The 13,628-nt window shown below is 70.5% G+C and carries 15 protein-coding genes; 14 read left to right on the forward strand and 1 reads right to left on the reverse strand.

Annotated features, from left to right (window positions below; all coding sequences use genetic code 11):
* Positions 1 to 3 precede the first annotated feature (3 nt).
* The 3 genes from ASD30_RS03300 to hisF are packed head-to-tail and all read left to right on the forward strand — an operon-like array spanning position 4 to position 2,823.
* Positions 4 to 1,320 carry an MFS transporter gene (locus tag ASD30_RS03300; protein WP_082563524.1) on the forward strand — a complete coding sequence of 439 codons (1,317 nt, stop codon included), beginning with the start codon at positions 4 to 6 and terminating at the stop codon, positions 1,318 to 1,320.
* A gap of 10 nt (positions 1,321 to 1,330) precedes the next feature.
* Complete coding sequence (gene priA, locus ASD30_RS03305; RefSeq protein ID WP_056676871.1) at positions 1,331 to 2,065, forward strand: bifunctional 1-(5-phosphoribosyl)-5-((5-phosphoribosylamino)methylideneamino)imidazole-4-carboxamide isomerase/phosphoribosylanthranilate isomerase PriA; 735 nt, start codon at positions 1,331 to 1,333, stop codon at positions 2,063 to 2,065.
* On the forward strand, positions 2,062 to 2,823 hold the full coding sequence (gene hisF / locus ASD30_RS03310; RefSeq protein WP_056676874.1) for an imidazole glycerol phosphate synthase subunit HisF: 762 nt from the start codon (positions 2,062 to 2,064) through the stop codon (positions 2,821 to 2,823). The genes priA and hisF overlap by 4 nt, the downstream gene beginning before the upstream one ends.
* A 35-nt stretch (positions 2,824 to 2,858) precedes the next feature.
* Here hisF and ASD30_RS03315 read toward each other — a convergent pair whose 3' ends face one another.
* On the reverse strand, positions 2,859 to 3,485 hold the full coding sequence (locus ASD30_RS03315; protein WP_056676876.1) for a TIGR03085 family metal-binding protein: 627 nt from the start codon (positions 3,483 to 3,485) through the stop codon (positions 2,859 to 2,861).
* A 151-nt stretch (positions 3,486 to 3,636) separates the two neighbouring features.
* On the opposite strand from ASD30_RS03315, the gene ASD30_RS03320 reads away from it, so the two are divergent.
* From ASD30_RS03320 to lgt, 11 genes are all read left to right on the forward strand, one after another.
* On the forward strand, positions 3,637 to 5,391 hold the full coding sequence (locus ASD30_RS03320) for an ABC transporter ATP-binding protein (protein WP_056679212.1): 1,755 nt from the start codon (positions 3,637 to 3,639) through the stop codon (positions 5,389 to 5,391).
* Positions 5,388 to 7,184 carry an ABC transporter ATP-binding protein gene (locus ASD30_RS03325; RefSeq protein ID WP_056676879.1) on the forward strand — a complete coding sequence of 599 codons (1,797 nt, stop codon included), beginning with the start codon at positions 5,388 to 5,390 and terminating at the stop codon, positions 7,182 to 7,184. Before ASD30_RS03320 ends, ASD30_RS03325 begins: the two co-directional genes overlap by 4 nt.
* 100 nt (positions 7,185 to 7,284) lie before the next feature.
* Entirely contained in the window at positions 7,285 to 7,635 is a 351-nt protein-coding gene (gene hisI, locus ASD30_RS03330; RefSeq protein ID WP_156388625.1) for a phosphoribosyl-AMP cyclohydrolase, read from the forward strand.
* Positions 7,628 to 8,278 (forward strand): Trp biosynthesis-associated membrane protein, encoded by a 651-nt coding sequence (locus ASD30_RS03335; protein ID WP_056676885.1) that lies wholly within the window; start codon positions 7,628 to 7,630, stop codon positions 8,276 to 8,278. Before hisI ends, ASD30_RS03335 begins: the two co-directional genes overlap by 8 nt.
* 49 nt (positions 8,279 to 8,327) lie before the next feature.
* Positions 8,328 to 8,525: an HGxxPAAW family protein gene (locus tag ASD30_RS03340; RefSeq protein ID WP_056676888.1), complete on the forward strand. Its 198-nt coding sequence runs from the start codon at positions 8,328 to 8,330 to the stop codon at positions 8,523 to 8,525.
* A complete protein-coding gene (locus ASD30_RS03345; protein ID WP_056676890.1) occupies positions 8,509 to 8,940 on the forward strand; it encodes a DUF2752 domain-containing protein in 432 nt (143 codons plus the stop codon). The genes ASD30_RS03340 and ASD30_RS03345 overlap by 17 nt, the downstream gene beginning before the upstream one ends.
* Positions 8,941 to 9,059: 119 nt before the next feature.
* Positions 9,060 to 9,848 carry an indole-3-glycerol phosphate synthase TrpC gene (trpC, locus tag ASD30_RS03350; RefSeq protein ID WP_056676894.1) on the forward strand — a complete coding sequence of 263 codons (789 nt, stop codon included), beginning with the start codon at positions 9,060 to 9,062 and terminating at the stop codon, positions 9,846 to 9,848.
* Positions 9,845 to 11,086 carry a tryptophan synthase subunit beta gene (gene trpB, locus ASD30_RS03355; protein ID WP_056676897.1) on the forward strand — a complete coding sequence of 414 codons (1,242 nt, stop codon included), beginning with the start codon at positions 9,845 to 9,847 and terminating at the stop codon, positions 11,084 to 11,086. The genes trpC and trpB overlap by 4 nt, the downstream gene beginning before the upstream one ends.
* Positions 11,083 to 11,880, forward strand: coding sequence for a tryptophan synthase subunit alpha (gene trpA, locus ASD30_RS03360; RefSeq protein ID WP_056676899.1), 798 nt, complete (start codon positions 11,083 to 11,085; stop codon positions 11,878 to 11,880). Before trpB ends, trpA begins: the two co-directional genes overlap by 4 nt.
* Positions 11,873 to 12,487, forward strand: coding sequence for an SCO family protein (locus ASD30_RS03365; RefSeq protein WP_082563525.1), 615 nt, complete (start codon positions 11,873 to 11,875; stop codon positions 12,485 to 12,487). The genes trpA and ASD30_RS03365 overlap by 8 nt, the downstream gene beginning before the upstream one ends.
* The gene (lgt, locus tag ASD30_RS03370) at positions 12,484 to 13,602 is read left to right on the forward strand and encodes a prolipoprotein diacylglyceryl transferase (protein WP_082563526.1); all 1,119 of its coding nucleotides are present in this window, start codon (positions 12,484 to 12,486) and stop codon (positions 13,600 to 13,602) included. The genes ASD30_RS03365 and lgt overlap by 4 nt, the downstream gene beginning before the upstream one ends.
* Positions 13,603 to 13,628 lie beyond the last annotated feature (26 nt).

Consider the following 13,628-nt stretch of genomic DNA (forward strand, 5'->3'; position numbering starts at 1 on the left):
GACATGACCGCACTTGCTGAGAAGCCGACGCCTGGCACGATCGCGGAAGCGCCCACCCCGCCCACCCCGCCGACGCAGAGCCGGAGGAAGACTCTCTTCGGCACGGGCGTGGGCAATGCCCTGGAGTGGTTCGACTGGGGCGTGTTCGCGATCTTCACGCCGTTCTTCGCGACCCAGTTCTTCGACCCGGGCGACCCGGTCTCGGCGTTCCTGGCGACCTTGATCGTGTTCGCCGTCGGGTTCGCCGCGCGCCCCATCGGCGGGCTGCTCTTCGGCTACCTGGCCGACCGACGTGGCCGCAAGTTCTCGATGTCGGTCACCGTGGGTGCCGCCGCCGCGGGCTCTCTGGTCATTGCGTGCTCACCGACCTTCGAGTCCGTGGGCGTGCTCGCCTCGGTGGTGCTGGTGCTGGCCCGCCTCGTGCAGGGTCTCGCCCACGGTGGTGAGATGCCTTCGGCCCAGACCTACCTGTCCGAGTGCGCACCTGCGGAGCGCCGCGGTCTGTGGGCCAGTCTCATCTACGTCTCGGGGACGTTGGGCAACGTGATCGCGGTGATCGTCGGCGCGGTGCTGGTCGGCGTACTCGACAACTCCCAGATGGTGGCCTGGGGTTGGCGGATCCCGTTCGCGATCGGCGGACTTTTCGGCCTGTACGCACTGGTGATGCGCAGCAGCATGCACGAGTCCGACGTGTTCGAGACGACGGAGCGGGTGCGCATCTGGCCCGAGATCATCCGTCATCGCCGTCAGGCACTGCAGGTGATCGGTCTGACCGTCGGCCTCACCGTCACCTTCTACGTCTGGGGAATCGCGGCGCCCGCGCACGCCATCCATGACCTCGGCGTCGACCCGGCCCACGCGTTGTGGGCAGGCGTGGTGGCGAACGTGGTCTTCATCGCCTCGCTGCCCCTGTGGGGAATCCTGTCCGACCGCATTGGGCGGAAGCCGGTGCTGCTCTTCTCCGCTGTGTCGCTGGCTCTCGCGGCCTTCCCGGTCAGTGCCTTCCTCGGTGACAGTGCAGTCCGGCTCGCTGTCGCGATGTCGGTCACGCTCGTGCTGCTCGGCGGCAGTGCGGCGATCCTGCCTGCCGTGTTCGCGGAGATGTTCCCGACGAACATCCGCACGGTCGGGGTCGGCATCCCGTATTCCGTCGCCGTTGCACTGTTCGGTGGCACCGCGCCGTACCTCCAGTCCTGGTTCGGAACCCACTACGGTGCGAGCGCGTTCACGACGTACGTCGTCGTACTCCTCGGCGTCAGCGTGGCCGTGATCTGCACCGTCCCCGAGACGCGTGCGAAGGACCTCGCCGAGTCGGATTAGGGTTTGCGCCATGAGCGACTACCTCGAACTCCTGCCCGCCGTGGACGTCAAGGGCGGCCAGGCCGTCCAGCTCGTGCAAGGCGTCGACGGTTCGGAGAAGCGATTCGGCGACCCGGTCGAGGCCGCCCTTCGCTGGCAGAGCGCGGGCGCCGAGTGGATCCACCTCGTCGACCTCGACGCCGCGTTCGGGCACGGACACAACCGCGACCTGCTCGCCACGATCGTGGGCACGCTCGACATCGACGTGGAGATGAGCGGCGGGATGCGCGACGACGAGTCGCTCAAGGCGGCGATGGACGCCGGTTGCCGCCGGGTCAACATCGGCACCGCCGCGCTCGAGAGCCCCGAGTGGTGTGCCAAGGCGATTGCCGAGTACGGCGACCGCGTGGCCATCGGCCTCGACGTACGCGGCACCACCCTCGCGGCGCGCGGCTGGACTCGTGAGGGCGGTGACCTGTACGAGACCCTCGCCCGTCTCGACGCCGAGGGCTGCGCCCGCTACGTCGTCACCGACGTCAACAAGGACGGCATGCTCCAGGGCCCCAACCTCGACCTGCTCCGCGACGTCTGTGCGCGGACCGACAAGCCCGTTGTCGCGTCCGGTGGCGTGACCACCATCGACGACATCCGGGCACTGATGGAGCTCGTCCCCCTCGGCGTCGAGGGCGCCATCGCCGGCACCGCGCTCTATGAGGGCCGCTTCACCATCGAGGAAGCCCTCGCCCTCACCAAGGGCGCCTCGTGACCCTCGCCGTACGCGTCATCCCGTGTCTGGACGTCGATGCCGGGCGCGTGGTCAAGGGCATCAACTTCAAGGAGCTGCGTGACGCCGGAGATCCGGTGGAGCTGGCCCGCACCTACGACGCCGAAGGCGCCGACGAGCTGACCTTCCTCGACATCTCCGCCTCCTTCGAGGGGCGTGCGACCACGATGGAGATCGTGTCGCGCACCGCCGAGGAGGTCTTCATCCCGCTCACGGTGGGCGGGGGAGTCTCGAGCGTCGAGGACGTCGACCGCCTGCTGAGGGCCGGCGCGGACAAGGTCGCGATGAACACCGCGGCGATCAACCGTCCCGAGCTGATCGCGGAGGTGGCCGACCGGTTCGGCAACCAGGTGCTGGTGCTCTCGGTCGACGCCCGCCGGGCCCCGAAGACCGACTCCGGCTTCGAGGTCACCACGCACGGCGGCCGCACGTCGGCCGGGCTCGACGCGATCGAGTGGGCGGCCCGCGCGACCGACCTCGGCGCCGGCGAGATCCTCCTCAACGCGATGGACGCCGACGGCACCCAGGACGGCTTCGACCTCGAGCTGATCCGGGCCGTACGCCGCGAAGTCAGCATCCCGGTGATCGCCTCGGGCGGCGCCGGGTCCGTCGACCACTTCGCGCCTGCCGTCGACGCGGGCGCTGACGCCGTACTGGCTGCCACGGTCTTCCACTTCGGCACCCTGCGCATCTCCGACGTGAAGAACGCGCTCGCGGAGACCGGCCACCCCGTGCGCTGAGCGACCCGTGGGCGAGCCGGCGCGCGCACCCGCAGTCAGAGTCCGAGCGACGCCGAGCGGAAACGGCGTACCCGCTCCTCGGGCCCGCCGACCTCCACACCGCTGACCTCGGAACGGCCGAACAGCAACATCAACACCTCAGACGGCTGGCCCACGACCAGCACCGGGTCGCTGCCGTGCCGCAGCGTGGCCTCCCTGCCGGTGAGTTCGTCGCGCACCAGGACCGGCACTCCGGCCGGCCTGACCAGCCCACGTCCGGTGGTGGTCACCACCCGCCACAGGCTGTGCTGCTCGGCGGCGGACATCTCGCGGGGCACCCAGGACGGCTGTGCACGGCGGATGTCCTCGTGGTGCACGAAGTACTCCGCGGTGTTGAACAGCCGGTCCACGGCGGGCAGGGCGGCCCACGTGAGGCGTGGTCGACGCAGGTCCTCCACCAAGTCCGTGAAGTCACGGCGGCCGACGCGTTCGGTTGCGCGGTCGATCAGCCCGGAGAGCGCCGGAACCAGGATGCCGGGGGAGGCGAGGGTGCGCTCCCGCACGATCATGTGGACGACGAGGTCCTTGACGGTCCAGTCACCGGAGAGCGTGGGGGCCTCGGCACCCACCTCGAGCGCAAGGTCGCAGAGACGGTTGCGTTCGGCGTGGGCCAGGGTGCTCATGTCGCGAGCGTACGGCGTACGGCGCGACCTGGAATCGGTCAGCCGGATTTGTGCATGGTGGGAATGTCGGTGCCCCGTCCTAGTGTTGGCCTCGCTGTCAGGTGGAGAGATTCGAGGAGACGTGAGCCGAGTGGGTGCCCCGCGGTCGACGATGCGTGAGGGCTTCGCAGTCCTCGGTGTGGCGATCCGGCGAGAGCCGTGGATCTTCACCGTCTCCACCTTGGGCAGCGTGCTCTTCGGCGCGCTCACGGTGGCCGACGCCTGGGTCCTCGGCTGGTCGACCGAGCACGCGGTGATCCCCGCCTTCGAGAACGGCGAGATCGGCGCCGGCGTCCTCTGGGCGGTCTTCGGCCTGTTCGTCGGTGTGGCGATCCTGCGCGCGGTCGGCATCGTCGCGCGACGCCTGGGCGCCGGCATCATGCAATACCGCATGCAGGCGCACTCCCGCCGTGAGGTCACCCGCCAATACCTCGACCTGCCGATGGAGTGGCACCAGCGCCACCCCACCGGCCAGCTGCTCTCGAACGCCAACTCCGACGTCGAGGCGGCGTGGTTCCCCATCGCGCCGCTCCCCATGGCGGTCGGCACCGTGGCGATGATGGTGATCGCCATCGTGCAGATGCTGCTCGCCGACGTCGTCCTGGCCCTGGTCGGGCTGCTGGTCTTCCCGGTCGTGGTGGTCGCCAACGTGGTCTACCAACGCACCTCGTCCCCCCTGATGACGCGCGCCCAGCAGTTGCGCGCCGAGGTCAGCGAGATCGCGCACGAGTCCTTCGACGGGGCGATGGTGGTCAAGACGCTGGGCCGAGAGGGCGAGGAGACCGAGCGGTTCGCCGAACGCGTCCACGAGCTGCGCGACGTGCTGATCAAGGCCGGCCGCATCCGCGCGATGTTCGACCCGACCATCTCCGCCCTGCCCAACATCGGGGTGCTCGTGGTGCTCGGCACGGGTGTGGCCCGGGTGCTCGACGGGTCCACTGACGCCGGTGCCGTGGTGACCGTCGCCTACCTGCTGACCATCGTCTCGTTCCCGATCCGCTCGATCGGCTGGCTGCTCGGGGAGTTCCCGCGCAGCGTGGTCGGCTACGAACGGGTCCAGGCCGTGCTCGACGCACGCGGCGACATGGCCTACGGCGCCGCCACGGTCGAGGCGGCCGGTGCCGGCGCCGACCTTCAGGTCGAGCGCCTCGCCTACGCCTACGACGAGGAGCAGCCGGTGCTGCGCGACGTCACGTTCGGCGTCGCCCCGGGTCGTACGACGGCACTGGTCGGCGCGACCGCGTCCGGCAAGAGCACCCTGACCAACCTGATCACCCGGCTGGTCGACCCCGACGAGGGAGCTGTGCGCATCGACGGCACCGACCTGCGCGACCTCGACCGGGGCGAGCTGGCACGGGTCCTGTCCGTCGTCCCGCAGACCGCGTTCATGTTCGACGACACGGTGCGCGGCAACATCACCCTCGGCGGCGACTTCACCGACGACGAGGTCTGGGACTCCCTGCGCACCGCCCAGGCCGACGGGTTCGTGGCCGGCCTGCCCCATGGGCTCGACACCGAGCTGGGGGAGCGGGGCACGTCGCTCTCCGGCGGCCAACGGCAACGCGTCTCACTGGCCCGGGCCCTGATCCGCAGGCCACGGCTCCTCGTCCTCGACGACGCGACGTCCGCCGTCGACCCCGAGGTCGAGGCCCGCATCCTCGGCGGACTGCGACAGAACGGCTCCGACACCACGCTCGTGGTGGTGGCCTACCGCAAGGCCACCATCGGCCTGGCCGACGAGGTGCTCCACCTCGCCGACGGCCGCATCGCGGGGCGCGGCACCCACGAGGAGCTGCTCGAGCGGAGCCCCGACTACGCCACGCTCGTCAACGCCTACGAGCAGCAGGCAGCAGGTGAGACGGCATGAGCACCACGACCAGCGTCGACAGCGGCGACGAGATCAAGGCCCTCGCGACGATCCGCCGCGGCATGCAGCTCTCGCCCGAGCTCAGCAAGGGACTCGGCGTCACCCTGTTGCTGGCGGTGCTCTCCACGGTCGGCCAGGTGGTCATCCCGATCGTCGTCCAGCAGACCCTCGACCGCGGGCTCAACGGACCCGACGGGCCCGACACCGGCTTCATGCTCCGCATGGGCCTGATCGCCGCCGGTGCGATCGTCCTGACCAGCGGGGCGTCCTATCTCATGACCGCCCGCCTGTTCCGGGCCGCGGAGAGCGGCCTTGCCACGCTGCGGATCAAGGCGTTCCGCCACGTCCACGACTTGCCGCTGCTCACCCAGAACACCGAGCGCCGCGGCGCCCTCGTCTCGCGGGTGACCAGCGACGTCGACCAGGTCAGCCAGTTCCTGGTCTTCGGTGGGGTGATGATGATCGTCAGCCTCGGGCAGATCCTCGTCGCGACCGTGATCATGGTCTTCTACTCGTGGCAGCTGGCCCTCGTGGTCTGGATCTGCTTCGCCCCGCTGATGATGTCGCTGCGGTTCTTCCAGCAGCGCCTCTCCGCGGCGTACGGCGTGGTCCGCCAGCAGGTCGGCATCATGCTCTCGGCCGTCTCCGAGCCCGTGGTCGGGGCCGCCGTGGTCAAGGCGTACGCCGTCGAGGCCCGCACCCAGCAGCGCATCGACACCGCGATCCGGGCCAACCAGGACGCCGCCACCAAGGCCCAGGGCTTCACCGCGTTCTCGTTCTCGCTCGGCGGCCTGTCGGGCGGGCTGGCCAACGCCGGGGTGATCATCATCGGCATCTGGCTCGGCTTCGCCGGCGACATCACCGCGGGTGAGGTCGTGGCCTTCGCGTTCCTGGTCACGCTGTTCGTCTCACCCGTGCAGATGGGCACCCAGATCCTCACCGACGCCCAGAACGCCATCGCCGGGTGGCGCCGGGTGATCGGCATCCTCGACACCCCGGCCGACCTGGTCGACCCCGGAGAGTCGGGCGAGGTGCTGCCGCGCGGCCCGATCGACGTCGCGCTGGTCAACGTCAGCTTTGCCTACCCGAGCGGGCCGACCGTGCTCCACGACGTCTCGATGCACATCGAGGCCGGGACCCGCGTCGCCATCGTGGGCGAGACCGGATCGGGCAAGTCGACCTTCGCCAAGCTGCTGACCCGGTTGATGGACCCCGCGTCCGGCGAGATCCGGCTCGACGGCCTCGACGTCCGCAACATCCGCCAGGACTCCCTGCGACGATCGGTGGTGCTGGTTCCCCAGGAGGGCTTCCTCTTCGACGACACGTTGCGGGCCAACGCGCTCTACGGGCGGCTCGACGCCAGCGACGACCTGGTCCTCGCGTCCGCCGCCGAGCTCGGCCTGGCCGACTGGGTCGACGGCCTGCCGCACGGCCTCGACACCCGGGTCGGGCAGCGCGGGGAGTCGCTGTCGGCAGGGGAGCGGCAGCTCGTGGCACTGCTCCGGGCGCACCTGGTCGACCCCGACCTGCTGGTGCTCGACGAGGCAACCAGCGCGGTCGACCCGCAGCTCGAGATGCGCATCGGTCGGGCCCTCGAACGCCTCATGCAGGGCCGCACGTCGGTCACCATCGCGCACCGCATGAGCACCGCCGAGAACGCCGACGAGGTCGTGGTCGTCGACCGCGGACGCATCGTGCAGCGCGGGCCACACGCGAGCCTGCTCGAGGACCCCGACAGCGTGTACGCCGGCCTCCACGCCTCGTGGGTGGCCCAGCAGGGCAGCACTGCCTGACCCCTGCTGTCCGGAGGGCGCGTGGACTGTCGCCGTCCGCCGTGTCCGGTGGGCGCCGCGCCGACGATCCCCGACCGCACGGCCGATAGGCTGGTTCCTTGTGACCACCCTCGACCCCGACATCGCCGCCAGGCTCAAGCGCACCGCAGACGGGCTGGTCCCTGCCGTGGTGCAGCAGCACGACACGGGCGAGGTGCTGATGCTGGGCTGGATGGACGACGAGGCCCTGGCCCGCACCCTGACCACCGGGCGCGCGACCTACTGGAGCCGCTCGCGCGAGGAGTACTGGATCAAGGGCGACACCTCGGGCCACGTGCAGTGGGTCAAGGACGTCCGGCTCGACTGTGACGGCGACACGCTGCTGGTCAAGGTCGACCAGGTCGGGGCAGCCTGCCACACCGGTGACCGCACGTGCTTCGACGCCGACCGGCTGGGACCCACCGATGTCTGACCCCACGGAGCCCACGGAGCCTGCCGGCGCCGTCGAGCCCACGGAGCCCACCGAACGCAAGCCCCGGTCCACGTTCGGGCCGGTGCTGTTGCTCGGCCTGGTCGGCGCCGCGCTGGCCGCGGTCGGTGGGGCCAAGGCGTGGTACGCCGTCCCGGATGCCGCGGACACCATCGACGCGCCGGTGGCCACCACCGACCAGTTCGCCCTCGACATGCCGCTGGCCGGCGCGTTGGGGCTGGTGCTCCTCGCCTGTTGGGGCGTGCTGCTGGTCACCCGTGGGTGGGTCCGCCGCGCGGTCGCCGTACTCGGCCTGGTCAGCTCCCTCGGACTGGTGGCCACCTTCATCCAGGGCTGGCGCACCCTGCCCGACGACCTCGCCGACAAGCTCACCGAGACCGGCACGGGCCAGTCGGCCGGCAGTCTCGACGCCGGCTTCACCGGCTGGTTCTGGGCGGCCGGTGTCGGCATCGTCATCTCGGTCGTGGCCACCCTGCTCGCCGTACGCCTGGTGCCGTCGTGGCCGGCCATGGGAAGCCGGTACGACGCGCCCACGGGCGCCCAGTCGGGCCCGGTCGACGTCGAGCGGGCCAACGACGGCGAGCTCTGGAAGGCCATCGACGAGGGCCACGACCCGACCCTCTGACCGACTGAATAGACTGTCGCCAGATTTCACCGCGCACTAGGAGCCACGCATGTCTGACAACCACGGCAACACCCCCGCAGCATGGACCGCGGTGATCATCGGCCTGGTGGCCTTCGTCATCGCCGGTGTCGGTCTCATGCTCAGCCCGATCAGCATGCTCGTCTTCTGGATCGGCATGGCGTTCCTTCCCCTCGCGCTGGTGGTCTTCGTGGTGATGACGAAGATGGGCCTTGGCGACGCTCACTGAGACCCGCCCGTCCCGAGGGACGCGCCTGCGGCCACCGCTCCTGCTGGGTGCGGGGCTCGGCGCCGCGACCCTGGCGCTGCACCTGCGTGACCCGCACGCCAGCGGATCCTGGGGCCTGTGCCCGTTCAACTTCATCACCGGGCTGCAGTGCCCGGGCTGTGGCGGCCTGCGCGCGGTCAACGACCTGACGAACTTCGACCTCGTCGGCGCACTCTCGAGCAACCTGGTCGTGGTGCTGGGCATCCCGCTGGCCGTCCTGCTCTGGCTGCGCTGGGTCCGCGACGCATGGGTCGGGGCTCCCGTCACCGGACCGTCGCAGGGGCTCTCCACTCCCGTCGTGGCGGTGCTCCTGGGCACGGTGCTGGTGTTCGGCGTGCTGCGCAACCTGCCCTTCGGGGCGTGGCTGGCTCCCTGAGCCTGATTCACCGCTCGGCCCCTTCGCCGTCCGGGCCCGGTTCCACCGCCGAGAGGCGCCTCGGGGACCTGACCACGAGGGTGACAAACTGACTCCGTCCCAACCTGGAGGTGTGCTGCATGTCCGTGCTCGACGACATCGTCGCGGGTGTCCGGATCGACCTTGCCGAACGCGAGGAACGCGTCCCCTTCGCCGAGGTCGAGGCGCTGGCCGCCTCCGCGGTGCCGGCACGCGACCCGATGCCGCACTTCCGGGCCGAGGGCATGAGCGTCATCTCCGAGGTGAAGCGCAAGAGCCCGAGCAAGGGCGACCTCGCCGACATCCCCGACCCCGCGGTGCTGGCCTCGGCCTACGCGCGCGGGGGAGCGGCCGCGATCAGCGTGCTCACCGAGCAGCGTCGGTTCAACGGCAGCCTGGACGACCTGCGCGCCGTACGCGCCGCGGTCGACACGCCGCTGCTGCGCAAGGACTTCATCGTCACCAGCTACCAGCTGCACGAGGCCCGCGCGGCCGGCGCCGACCTTGCGCTGCTCATCGTCGCCGCCCTGCCGCAGCCCGAGCTCGAGCGGTTGTACGCCGAGGCGCGCGCCCTCGGCCTGACCGTGCTGGTCGAGGTGCACGACGAGGAGGAGACCCGGCGCGCGGTCGACCTCGGTGCCGACCTGATCGGTGTCAACGCGCGCAACCTCAAGACCCTGGCGGTCGACAACGACACGTTCGGCCGCCTGTCCGCACTGATCCCCGACGACAGGGTGAAGGTGGCCGAGTCCGGCATCACCGGCACCGCCGACGTCGAACGCTTCGCGGCCGAAGGCGCCCGCGTCGTACTCGTGGGAGAGGCCCTGGTCAGGGACGGCGACCCGGAAGGTGCCGTGCGGGCGATGACAGCGATTGGGAGACAGGCATGAGTGAGCTCAGGTTCGGCGCGGACGAACGCGGTTTCTTCGGCAACTTCGGCGGGCGGTTCATGCCCGAGGCGCTGGTCGCCGCGCTCGACGAGCTGACCGTCGCCTGGCAGGAGGCCATGGCCGACCCGGAGTTCACCGACGCGTTCGAGAAGATCCTGCGCGAGTACGCCGGCACCCCGAGCCTGCTCTACGAAGCCGAGCGACTCTCCAAGCAGGTCGGTGCCCGCATCCTGCTCAAGCGCGAGGACCTCAACCACACGGGTGCGCACAAGATCCGCAACGTGCTCGGCCAGGCGATGCTGACCAAGCGGATGGGCAAGACCCGGGTGATCGCGGAGACCGGCGCCGGCCAGCACGGCGTGGCCAGCGCCACCGCCGCGGCCTACTTCGGCCTCGACTGCACCGTCTACATGGGTGCCGTCGACACGAAGCGCCAGGCGCTCAACGTGGCCCGCATGCAGCTCCTCGGCGCCAAGGTGATCCCGGTCGACTCCGGCTCGGCGACGCTGAAGGACGCGATCAACGAGGCCCTGCGCGACTGGGTGGCCAGCGTCGACCACACGGCGTACCTCTTCGGCACCGCCGCCGGACCGCACCCGTTCCCGAGCATGGTGCGCGACTTCTGCCGCGGCATCGGCGACGAGGCGCGCCAGCAGTGCCTCGACCAGTACGGCGTGCTGCCGGACGCGATCGCGGCCTGCGTCGGCGGCGGGTCGAACGCGATCGGCCTGTTCACGGCCTTCCTCGAGGACGACGACGTCGCGATCTACGGCTTCGAGGCCGGCGGCGACGGTGTCGAGACGGGCCGTCATGCGGCCACGATCGGCGCGGGGGAGAGCGGCGTGCTGCACGGCGCCCGCACCTACGTGCTCCAGGACGAGGACGGCCAGACCATCGAGTCCCACTCGATCTCCGCCGGGCTCGACTACCCGGGCGTCGGACCGGAGCACTCCCACCTGTCCGAGATCGGTCGCGCGACCTACCTGCCGGTGACCGATGCCGAGGCGATGGACGCGATGGCCCTGTTGAGCCGCACCGAGGGCATCATCCCGGCCGTCGAGTCGGCCCACGCCCTGGCCGGGGCGTTGAAGATCGCCGAGCAGCTGGCCGCCGAGAAGGGCCCCGACGCCACCATCCTGGTCAACCTCTCCGGACGCGGCGACAAGGACATGGGCACCGCCATCGACTGGTTCGGCCTGGGCGGCACCGAGGGCGAGACCGAGGGAGACGACAAGTGAGTGCCAAGAGCGCCTTCGAGAAGGCCCGGTCCGAGAACCGCGCCGCCCTGGTCGGCTACCTGCCCGCCGGCTTCCCGGACGTCGACGGCGCCATCGAGGCGATTCGCACGATGGTCGAGGCCGGGGTCGACGTGGTCGAGATCGGCCTGCCCTACAGCGACCCCGTGATGGACGGCCCGACCATCCAGGCCGCCGCCCAGCAGGCGCTCGACGGAGGCGTCCGCACCCGCGACGTGCTGCGTACGGTGGAGGCGGTGGCCGCCACCGGCGTGCCGACGCTCGTGATGACCTACTGGAACCCCGTCGAGCGCTACGGAGTGGAGAAGTTCGCCGCCGACCTGGCCTCGGCCGGTGGCGCCGGGCTGATCACCCCCGACCTCACGCCCGACTCGGGCGAGGAGTGGATCGCGGCCGCCGACCGGCACGACCTCGACAAGGTCTTCCTCGTCGCGCCGTCCTCGACCGACGAGCGGATCGCGATGACCACGGCCGCCTCGCGCGGGTTCGTCTACGCCACTGCGGTGATGGGCGTCACCGGCGCCCGGTCGACGACCAGCGACCTGGCCGGGCCCCTGGTGGCGCGCACGAAGAGCACGACCGACCTGCCCGTCGGTGTTGGCCTGGGCGTCTCCAACGGCGACCAGGCCGCCGAGGTGGCGTCGTACGCCGACGGTGTCATCGTCGGCTCCGCGTTCGTCCGCACGCTGCTCGACGCCGGCGCCGACCGGAAGGCCGGGCTTGCCGCCCTGGCCGCGCTGACCCGCGACCTGGCCGACGGCGTACGACGTGGGTAGGGGGTCTTTCGCCGCTGTGGCACTCTCCGCGGCGTTGGTGCTGAGCGGGTGCGCCAGCGGCGAGCAACCCGTCGGCGAGGAGGGCTTCCACGGCACCGCGCTGAAGGACAGGTACGCCGCACCGGTCGCCGCCCTGACCGACACCGACGGGGCCGACTTCTCGCTCGCGGAGCAGACCGAGAAGCCCGTGACCCTGGTCTTCTTCGGCTACACCAATTGCCCCGACATCTGCCAGATGGTGATGTCGAACGTCGCCTCCTCGCTGACCCGGCTCGACGACGACCAGCGTGACGACGTGCAGGTGGTGTTCGTGACCACCGACCCGGCGCGCGACGACGAGAAAGCGCTGCGCACCTACCTCGACCGCTTCAGCGACGACTTCGTCGGCCTGACCGGCGAGCTGTCGACCATCGCGGAGCTTGCCAAGTCGTTCGGCGTGTTCATGCAGCGTGAGAAGAAGCTGCCCTCCGGCGGGTACGACGTCACCCACGACACGCACGTGTTCTCGATCGACTCCCACGACGAGGTCCCGGTGATCTGGAACCAGGACACCTCAGCCACGGACCTCGCCGACGACCTCACGAAACTGCTGAAGGCGGATTCATGATCCTGCAGACCATCCCCAGCCCCTCCGAGGGCGTCTGGGAGCTCGGACCGTTCCCGATCCGGGCCTACGCGCTGTGCATCATCGTCGGTGTCATCGCGGCGATCTGGATCGGCGAGAAGCGGTGGGTGGCCCGCGGCGGCAAGCCCGGCCAGATGTCCGACATCGCGCTCTGGGCGATCCCGTTCGGCCTCGTGGGCGCCCGGCTCTACCACGTGATCACCGACTACCACCTCTACTTCGGCGAGGACAAGAACCCGGTCACCGCGCTCTACGTGTGGCGCGGCGGGCTGGGCATCTGGGGCGCCATCGCGCTCGGTGCGGTCGGCGCGATGATCGGCGCCCGCGTGATGGGCATCAAGATCCTCCCCGTGATGGACGCCCTGGCACCCGGCGTCATCGTCGCGCAAGCCTTCGGCAGGTGGGGCAACTGGTTCAACCAGGAGCTCTACGGCCGACCCACCGACCTGCCGTGGGGCCTGGAGATCGACCGTGACCACCGGCTCGCCGGGCACCTCGAGGACGCGACGTACCACCCGACGTTCCTCTACGAGTGCATCTGGAACCTCGGCATCTTCGGTCTGCTGATCTGGGCCGACGCGAAGTTCAAGCTCGGCTTCGGCCGCGTGATGGCGCTCTACGTCGCCGGCTACACGCTGGGCCGTGGATGGATCGAGACAATGCGCATCGACGACGTGCAGATGGACGACGTCTTCGGGCTCCGCCTGAACGTCTGGACCTCGATCGTCCTGTTCGTGGCCGCCGTGGCGTACTTCATCTGGTCGAGCAGGCGTCACCCGGGTCGCGAGGAGAGCGTCTTCCGTGACCCGCAGGACGACGACGCGGCCGCGACGGGCGAAGCAGCCGCGACGGGCGACGCAGCCGCGACGGGCGACGCAGCCGCGACGGGCGACGCAGCCGCGGTGTCCGACTCGGCTGTGCTCGACAAGCAGGACGCGGACGGCGAGGTGGCCGTGGACGGTGCCGACCCGGATCCCGGAGCAGACGAGCCCGCCGGCACCGAGTCGGCGGAGGAGGAGCCGGCGGATGACGCCGCCGAGACCGACGAGGCCGAGGACGCCGACGGGACCAGGGCCGGCTCCGACACCGACAGGTGAGCCTGTCCTTCGGTGCATTCGGGCAT

Source organism: Nocardioides sp. Root140 (genome assembly GCF_001426745.1).
Lineage (GTDB): Bacteria > Actinomycetota > Actinomycetes > Propionibacteriales > Nocardioidaceae > Nocardioides.

Coding starts and splice junctions, on each gene's coding strand:
- ASD30_RS03300 (WP_082563524.1), top strand. CDS start 4: ATGACCGCACTTGCTGAGAAGCCGACGCCTGGCACGATCGCGGAAGCG.
- priA (WP_056676871.1), top strand. CDS start 1,331: ATGAGCGACTACCTCGAACTCCTGCCCGCCGTGGACGTCAAGGGCGGC.
- ASD30_RS03315 (WP_056676876.1), bottom strand. CDS start 3,485: ATGAGCACCCTGGCCCACGCCGAACGCAACCGTCTCTGCGACCTTGCG.
- ASD30_RS03320 (WP_056679212.1), top strand. CDS start 3,637: ATGCGTGAGGGCTTCGCAGTCCTCGGTGTGGCGATCCGGCGAGAGCCG.
- ASD30_RS03325 (WP_056676879.1), top strand. CDS start 5,388: ATGAGCACCACGACCAGCGTCGACAGCGGCGACGAGATCAAGGCCCTC.
- ASD30_RS03335 (WP_056676885.1), top strand. CDS start 7,628: ATGTCTGACCCCACGGAGCCCACGGAGCCTGCCGGCGCCGTCGAGCCC.
- ASD30_RS03340 (WP_056676888.1), top strand. CDS start 8,328: ATGTCTGACAACCACGGCAACACCCCCGCAGCATGGACCGCGGTGATC.
- trpC (WP_056676894.1), top strand. CDS start 9,060: ATGTCCGTGCTCGACGACATCGTCGCGGGTGTCCGGATCGACCTTGCC.
- trpB (WP_056676897.1), top strand. CDS start 9,845: ATGAGTGAGCTCAGGTTCGGCGCGGACGAACGCGGTTTCTTCGGCAAC.
- lgt (WP_082563526.1), top strand. CDS start 12,484: ATGATCCTGCAGACCATCCCCAGCCCCTCCGAGGGCGTCTGGGAGCTC.